The organism is Streptomyces sp. NPDC038200 (assembly GCF_055600785.1).
In genome coordinates this window covers 217,356-224,782 of sequence record NZ_JBVJYH010000017.1, presented here as the reverse complement: position 1 = coordinate 224,782, position 7,427 = coordinate 217,356, and the positions used below count along the sequence as shown (strand labels likewise).

Annotated in this window: 7 protein-coding genes and 1 riboswitch; of the genes, 1 reads left to right on the top strand and 6 read right to left on the bottom strand. The window is 70.1% G+C overall.

Annotated elements, in window-relative coordinates; translation table 11 throughout:
- From ACZ7KF_RS30225 to ACZ7KF_RS30200, 6 genes are all read right to left on the bottom strand, one after another.
- The coding region (locus tag ACZ7KF_RS30225; RefSeq protein ID WP_471081830.1) for a ribonucleotide reductase N-terminal alpha domain-containing protein at positions 1-1,292 on the bottom strand (1,292 nt) is incomplete at its 3' end.
- A 140-nt stretch (positions 1,293-1,432) separates the two neighbouring features.
- Positions 1,433-1,533, bottom strand: a riboswitch (adenosylcobalamin-variant (AdoCbl-variant) riboswitch).
- A 283-nt stretch (positions 1,534-1,816) separates the two neighbouring features.
- Positions 1,817-3,445: a monocarboxylate uptake permease MctP gene (gene mctP / locus ACZ7KF_RS30220; protein ID WP_471081827.1), complete on the bottom strand. Its 1,629-nt coding sequence runs from the start codon at positions 3,443-3,445 to the stop codon at positions 1,817-1,819.
- Positions 3,442-3,705, bottom strand: coding sequence for a DUF3311 domain-containing protein (locus ACZ7KF_RS30215; RefSeq protein WP_471081824.1), 264 nt, complete (start codon positions 3,703-3,705; stop codon positions 3,442-3,444). Before ACZ7KF_RS30215 ends, mctP begins: the two co-directional genes overlap by 4 nt.
- A 123-nt stretch (positions 3,706-3,828) precedes the next feature.
- The gene (locus ACZ7KF_RS30210; RefSeq protein ID WP_225823339.1) at positions 3,829-4,590 is read right to left on the bottom strand and encodes a GntR family transcriptional regulator; all 762 of its coding nucleotides are present in this window, start codon (positions 4,588-4,590) and stop codon (positions 3,829-3,831) included.
- Between the two features lie 201 nt (positions 4,591-4,791).
- Positions 4,792-5,577, bottom strand: a complete 786-nt coding sequence (gene nagB, locus ACZ7KF_RS30205; RefSeq protein ID WP_471081821.1) for a glucosamine-6-phosphate deaminase — start codon at positions 5,575-5,577, stop codon at positions 4,792-4,794.
- 119 nt (positions 5,578-5,696) lie between these two features.
- On the bottom strand, positions 5,697-6,449 hold the full coding sequence (locus ACZ7KF_RS30200; RefSeq protein WP_471081818.1) for an SDR family oxidoreductase: 753 nt from the start codon (positions 6,447-6,449) through the stop codon (positions 5,697-5,699).
- A gap of 135 nt (positions 6,450-6,584) precedes the next feature.
- Between ACZ7KF_RS30200 and ACZ7KF_RS30195 the strand changes: the two genes are divergently transcribed.
- The gene (locus tag ACZ7KF_RS30195) at positions 6,585-7,214 is read left to right on the top strand and encodes a TetR/AcrR family transcriptional regulator (protein WP_471081816.1); all 630 of its coding nucleotides are present in this window, start codon (positions 6,585-6,587) and stop codon (positions 7,212-7,214) included.
- Positions 7,215-7,427 lie beyond the last annotated feature (213 nt).

Here is a 7,427-nt window from a genome sequence, read left to right as displayed (position 1 = left end):
GAGGAGTGGATGACGTTGCCCGGCAGGGCGGTCTGGTTGGCGGTGCGGTTGGCGGCGTCCTTGAAGGTCATCCAGCCGTTGCCGGTCTGCGCCAGTGTCCGCATCATGCGGCCGTACAGGTCCCGTGCCGGCATCGTCTTCTTCGCCAGTCCCGCGGCCTCGGCCTTGCGGTAGGCGGCGTCGAACTCCGCGCCCCACAGGTCGACCAGTTCGGGGACGTCGGCGGGGGAGAACAGCGACCACTGCTCGTCGGCGTTGACCCGGCGCATGAACTCGTCCGGGATCCAGTGCGCCAGGTTCAGGTTGTGGGTGCGGCGGGCGTCCTCACCGGTGTTGTCCCGCAGCTCCAGGAACTCCTCGATGTCGGAGTGCCAGGTCTCCAGGTAGACCGCGGCCGCGCCCTTGCGCCGGCCGCCCTGGTTGACCGCGGCGACGGAGGCGTCGAGGGTCTTCAGGAACGGCACGATGCCGTTGGAGTGCCCGTTCGTCCCCCGGATCAGCGAACCGCGCGAGCGGATACGGGAGTAGGACAGGCCGATGCCGCCGGCGTGCTTGGAGAGCCGGGCGACCTGGTGGTAGCGGCCGTAGATGGAGTCCAGCTCGTCCAGGGGGGAGTCGAGCAGATAGCAGGACGACATCTGCGGGTGCCGCGTACCGGAGTTGAACAGGGTGGGGGAGGACGGCAGGTAGTCCAGGCGGCTCATCAGCCTGTAGAGCGCCGCGACCTCCTCCACGGAACGGGTCGTGTCGTCCTCGGCGAGGCCGCTCGCCACGCGCAGCATGAAGTGCTGGGGCGTCTCCACGACCTTGCGGGTGATCGGGTGGCGCAGCAGGTAACGGCTGTGCAGGGTGCGCAGGCCGAAATAGCCGAACCGGTCGTCGGCCGTGCCGTCGATCAGCGCGTCGAGCCGCTCCGCGTGCTGCCGGACGAAGTCCGCGGTGCGGTCGGCGATCAGGCCCTCCAGGTACCCGACCGCGATGGACTGGGTGAAGGACGTCACCCCCTGCGAGGCGGCCTCGTCGCGGATCGCGAGGGTCAGCAGCCGGGCGGCCAGCTTCGAGTAGGCGGGGTCCTCGGAGATCAGTCCGGCGGCGGCCTCCGTGGCCAGCTCGCGCAGCTCCGCCTCGTCGGCCCGCGCGGACCGGCCGCGCAGCGCGGCGGCGGCGACCCGGCCCGGGTCGGCGTCGGGCAGGTCGGCGGTCAGCTCGGTCAGGGTCCGCAGCAGCGCGGTACCGGGACCGTCGGTCTCCAGCTCGCTGACTGAAGCCGGATCGGCTGGCGCGATGGTCACGTGGGGCTCTCCCTCGCTCGGCACGGGGCCTGGCGGAGGGCAGGGGCAGCCACGAGCGCGCACGGCGTCGCGTCCACCGGCCCACTCCGCGAGGCCCGGACGTCGTCAGAAACACACCCGGACCGGACGGGCCGGGTGGGCTGCCGGCAGGTCCTCGGACTGAACAGGCGTGCGGAGGCGCGCGAGTACACCGTTGCGGGACAGTTCCGGACTTGCACCGGATTCCCCTGCATGACAGCGAGGATGAGCATACATCTAGTGCCGGGCTGTCGTGTCACCCCCAGATGTTGTGTCGTCGCGGTTTCAGAGGGTCAACTCGTGGGCGACCGGCGTGACGTACGGCCCGTCCGGGAGCGGATCGCCGTCCCGCTCCGGTGTGCGGACGGAGCCGAGGCGTTCGCGGCTGCGGTGGGCGGCGCGCGGGGCCCTGGCCGTCGCGGGCCGGGTCCGCGTGTCCCTGTCCCCGCGGAGGTACGGCAACGGGCCGCCGGATGTGCTCCGACGGCCCGTCCGGCGACGGCTGTCTAGTGGCCGGCCCCCGCGGTCGCGGGCGGCAGTTCCACCTGGACGCCCGGGTCGCCCGCGTCCGCGGTGTAGTCCTCCGGCCGGGTCTCGTCGACGCCCTCGGGGGCCTTCACGGCCTTCAGGACGACGGTGAGGACCACGGTCACCACGACGTTCAGGACGAACGCCGTGAGGCCGATGTAGCCGATCTCACCGATGCCGGGGATCTCCTTGGCCGAGCCGCCGAAGTGCTTCTGCGTCGGCGAGGCGACGCCGTACGCGGCGGCCGTGCCGTAGATCATGCCGACCGCCCAGCCGGCCAGCAGCGCCCAGCGGTGGAACCAGCGCGTGAACAGGCCGCCGACCAGGGCCGGGAAGGTCTGGAGGATCCAGATGCCGCCCAGGAGCTGGAAGTTGATGGCGACCGTCTTGTCCATGGTGAGGACGAAGACCAGGGCGCCGACCTTCACCAGCAGGGAGACCAGCTTGGAGACCTTGGTCTCCTGCTCGGCCGTGGCGTCCGGCTTGATGAAGTCCTTGTAGATGTTGCGGGTGAAGAGGTTGGCGGCGGCGATCGACATGATCGCGGCCGGGACCAGGGCGCCGATGCCGATCGCCGCGAAGGCCACACCGGCGAACCAGTCCGGGAACATGTCCTCGAACAGCTGCGGGATCGCCAGCTGCCCGTTGGTGACCTTCACACCGGCCGCGATCGCCATGAAGCCCAGCAGTGCCAGCAGCCCCAGCATCAGGGAGTACAGCGGCAGGATCGTGGTGTTGCGACGGATCACCTCACGGCTCCTGGACGACAGGGTCGCGGTGATCGAGTGCGGGTACATGAACAGCGCGAGCGCGGAGCCGAGGGCCAGCGTGGCGTACGTCCACTGGCCCGCCTCCGGCGGGGCGAGCGCGCCGCGCGGCTTCCCCGTGGCCGGGTTGACCTGGCTGAACGCGTCACCCGCCTTGGCGAAGATGTCGTCGAACCCGCCCAGCTTGATCGGGATGTAGATGATCGCCACCGCGATGACGATGTAGATCAGGGTGTCCTTGACGAACGCGATCAGCGCGGGGGCGCGCAGACCGGAGGAGTAGGTGTAGGCCGCCAGCACACCGAAGGCGATCAGCAGCGGCAGGTCCTTCACGAACCAGTTGGTGTCCTCGCCGCCCCCGACGCCCATCACGTCCAGCACCGCCTGGATGCCGACGAGCTGGAGCGCGATGTACGGCATCGTCGCCAGGATGCCGGTCACCGCCACCGCCAGCGACAGGCCCTTCGAGCCGAACCGCCCGCGCACGAAGTCGGAGGTGGTGACGTACCCGTGGCGGTGCGAGACGGACCACAGGCGGGGCAGGAAGGTGAAGATCAGCGGGTACACCAGGATCGTGTACGGCACCGCGAAGAAGCCGGACGCGCCCGCCGCGTAGATCGCCGCCGGTACGGCGACGAAGGTGTACGCCGTGTACAGGTCGCCGCCCAGCAGGAACCACGTGACCCAGGTGCCGAAGGACCGGCCGCCCAGACCCCATTCGTCCAGGGACTGCTCGTTCTCGGCCCTGCGCCAGCGCGCGGCCAGGAAGCCCATGACCGTGACGGCCAGGAAGAAGAAGATGAAGACGCCGAGCGCGACGCCGTTGACTCCGTCCTTCACTTCACCGCACCCCCGTTCGTGTCCTGACGGGCGCGCTGGTCACGCTGCCAGAGCTTGTACGCCAGCATGGTGAGCACGGTGGAGATCAGCACCCACAGCATCTGGTACCAGTAGAAGAACGGGATCCCGATGAACGCGGGGTCCGTCTTGGCGTAGGAGCCGACCCACAGCATCGCCACGAAGGGCGCGACGAGACACAGTGCGATGATCACCCGCACCGGTGTCACCACCGGTGGTCTCACTTCAGGCGTTTCGGACATGCCACGGCTCCGTCCCCTCGCTGATCACCTGTGTAATGCGCAGGCAATCTAGGTGACGTTGTCGTGGCAGTGGAAGACCTCGTCCGCATATCGGTATATCGATTCAGCGAACGTGCCGGGCGGTTACTCCACGGGCCGCTTCAGCCGTGCCACGAACTTGTACCGGTCCCCGCGGTACACCGACCGCACCCACTCCACCGGCTTGCCCTCGCGGTCCAGCGAGTGGCGGGAGAGCATCAGCATCGGCAGGCCCACGTCGGTGCCCAGCAGCCCCGCCTCGCGCGGGGTGGCCAGGGAGGTCTCGATGGTCTCCTCGGCCTCGGCGAGGTGCACGTCGTAGACCTCGGCGAGCGCGGTGTACAGCGAGGTGTACTTCACCAGCGAGCGCCTGAGGGCCGGGAAACGCTTGGCCGACAGATGGGTGGTCTCGATCGCCATCGGCTCGCCGTTGGCCATGCGCAGCCGCTCGATGCGCAGCACGCGCCCCCCGGCGGCGATGTCGAGCAGCTCGGCGAGCCGCTCGTCCGCGGTGATGTACCCGATGTCCAGCAGCTGCGAGGTCGGCTCCAGGCCCTGCGCCCGCATGTCCTCGGTGTACGAGGTGAGCTGCAGCGCCTGGGAGACCTTGGGCTTGGCCACGAAGGTGCCCTTGCCCTGGATGCGTTCGAGCCGGCCCTCCACGACCAGTTCCTGCAGGGCCTGGCGCACCGTGGTGCGGGACGTGTCGAATTCGGCGGCCAGCGTGCGTTCGGGCGGGACCGGCGTACCCGGCGCCTGCGTCTCCGTCATGTCGAGCAGGTGCTTCTTCAAGCGGTAGTACTTGGGCACGCGCGCGGTACGGGTGGTGCCGGTCTCGTTCTCCGCACTGCTGACGTCGGTGCTCATGCTCTGCCTTCCCGGCTCCGAATGCCGAAAGCGACCGACATCCCATCGGCCACGGCTCACATCGTGGCACGGGTTGCCGGGTCAGGACTCCCCCCGCACGCTCCGTGATCCCCTCTGTATACCGTTGCACCCGCTGTTGGTCTAGTCCATCGCTCCGGCGGAGCGCGGGTGAGTCAGGGCCCGTCCCCGCCGGTGCCCCGGCTAGATTCCCTGCCACTCCGGCTTGTCGGCGTAGGTGTGCCGGAAGTAGTCGGCCAGCTTCAGCTTGGACGCGGCGGCCTCGTCGACGACCACCGTGGCATGCGGGTGGAGCTGGAGCGCGGAGGCCGGGCAGACGGCCGCGACCGGGCCCTCGACGGTCGCGGCGACGGCGTCCGCCTTGCCCTCGCCCGTCGCCAGGAGCACCAGGTGCCGGGCCTCCAGGATCGTCCCGATGCCCTGGGTGATGACGTGGTGGGGGACCTGCTCGATGTCGCCGTCGAAGAAGCGGGCGTTGTCGACGCGGGTCTGCTCGGTCAGCGTCTTGATCCGGGTGCGCGAGGCGAGCGAGGAGCACGGTTCGTTGAACCCGATGTGCCCGTCGGTACCGATGCCCAGCAGTTGCAGGTCCACCCCGCCGGCCTCGGCGAGCGTGCGGTCGTACGCCTCGCACGCCGCCTGGACGTCCTCCGCCGTGCCGTCCGGCCCCATGAACGCTTCCATGTCTATGCCGAGCGGTTCCAGCACCTCGCGGCGCAGCACCGAGCGGTAGGACTCGGGGTGGTCGGCGGGCAGCCCCACGTACTCGTCGAGCTGCGCGATCCGGGCGCGCGAGGCGTCCACGGCGCCGGAGCGCACCTTCGCGGTCAGTGCCTGGTAGATGGGCAGCGGGGTGGAGCCGGTGGCCACGCCGAGCAGGGCGTCGGGCTTGCGTCGCAGCAGCTGCGCCATGGCCTCGGCGATCAGCTCGCCGCCCGCCGCGGCGTCCGGAACGATGACAACTTCCACGCTGGGCCTGCCGTTCTGAAGAGGGCTCTGTGCGTCTCTATGTGGTTTAGACCAATCTAACAGAATCGGCGTGCGGCGGCGCGGGACGGAAGGCGGTTTTCCGGGCTCTCGGACCGGGTTCAGACGAGGGAGCCTCCCGTCGCGTCCAGCCAGTGTCCGGTCACCCAGCGGCCGTCCTCGGAGACCAGGAAGGCGACCACGTCGGCGATGTCCGCCGGGGTCCCCACCCGCCCCAGCGCCGAGTACGCGGCGGCCTCCTGCCGGGCCTCGTCGCTCGCGCGCAGCCACGAGGCGTTGATGTCGGTGTCCACGATTCCGGGTGCCACGGAGTTCACCGTGATCCCGCGGGGGCCGAGCACCTTGGACAGGTCCCGGGTGAGGACGTCCAGCGCCGCCTTGGTCATCCCGTAGGCGACGGTGTGGGGCATCAGGGCGGACCGCGCCAGCCCGGACGATATGTTCACCACCCGCCCGCCGTCCCGCAGCCGCTCCGCGCCGAGCTGGGTGAGGAAGAACGGCGCCTTCACGTTCACCGCGAAGAGCCGGTCGTACTCCTCCTCGTCGATCTCCGCGAACGGGCGGGAGGCGCCGATGCCCGCGTTGTGCACGAGGATGTCCAGCCCGTCCGCATGCCGGTCGAACTCCTCCCAGAGCCGCTCGGCGTTCCCGGGCGTGCCCAGCTCCACTCCGATCGCGAACGCCGAGCCGCCGCCCGCCTCGATCGCGGCGACCGTCTCCTTGGCGGCGGTCTCGTTGCTCCCGTAATGCACCGCCACCCGGGCCCCGTCGCGGCCCAGCCGCTCGGCGATCCCCCGCCCGATGCCCCGGCCGCCTCCCGTGACCAGTGCCGTCTTCCCCGTGAGCGCACCCATGGCCACCCCTCCGCATTCGTCCAGCCCAGACCTGTGCAGCGCAGATCTGCGGCGCAGCTTTTTCTAGCGATCACTACATAAAAACCGTACACCACCCCGCCGACAATTCTCTAGGGTCCGCTATAAAATCAACCCATGGCGACGGGTCAGGACACGCATGAGCAGGGCGGCAAGCGCCGGACACGAGGCCGTCCGCGCTCCTTCGACCGGGCCACGGCGCTGGAGAAAGCGCTGATGGCCTTCTGGGAGCGCGGGTACGAGGCCACCTCGGTCTCCGACCTCACCCGCGTCATGGGCATCGGCGCCCCCAGTCTGTACGCGGCCTTCGGCGACAAGCGGTCCCTGTTCGACGAGGTGGTCCAGGTCTACGCCGGCTCGCACGGCGCCCTCGGCGAGCGTGCCCTGGCCGAGGAGCCCACGGCCAGGGAGGGCATCGCGCGCATGCTGCGCGAGGCCGCCGCGGAGTACACGGACCCGGCCCATCCGTACGGCTGTCTGATCGTCCACGCCGCGACCAACTGCACCAGCCCCGAGGTCGAGGCGCTGCTGCGCGAGCGACGCAACGCCAACATCGCCGGCCTCGAAGCCCGGATCCGCGCGGACGTCGTCGCCGGGCTGCTGCCGGCCGGCACCGACGCCGCCGCCCTCGCCCGGCACGCCGGCGCGATGATCCAGGGCATGTCCCAGCAGGCCCGCGACGGCGCGCGCCGGGAGGAACTGGAAGCACTCGTGGAAATTGCCATGGCCATCTGGCCCCACAACTGACCGGGTCCGGCTAGGCTGCGTGGCATCGCGTGCCGGCGCTCGCGCGGCCGGGCGCCTCCCCGCCATGGACACGCCATCGTGGTCTAGTCCACAATCGAGAAGAACCAAGCCTCCGTCTTCCCCGCACAGGAAGGCGGATCGAGGAACCGGTGCTCTCTGCCCTGACTGCCCCGGCTCCTCGGCCTTCGGCCGACCGGGACCGCACACCCCACG

Coding starts and splice junctions, on each gene's coding strand:
- ACZ7KF_RS30215 (WP_471081824.1), bottom strand. CDS start 3,705: ATGTCCGAAACGCCTGAAGTGAGACCACCGGTGGTGACACCGGTGCGG.
- ACZ7KF_RS30210 (WP_225823339.1), bottom strand. CDS start 4,590: ATGAGCACCGACGTCAGCAGTGCGGAGAACGAGACCGGCACCACCCGT.
- ACZ7KF_RS30200 (WP_471081818.1), bottom strand. CDS start 6,449: ATGGGTGCGCTCACGGGGAAGACGGCACTGGTCACGGGAGGCGGCCGG.
- ACZ7KF_RS30195 (WP_471081816.1), top strand. CDS start 6,585: ATGGCGACGGGTCAGGACACGCATGAGCAGGGCGGCAAGCGCCGGACA.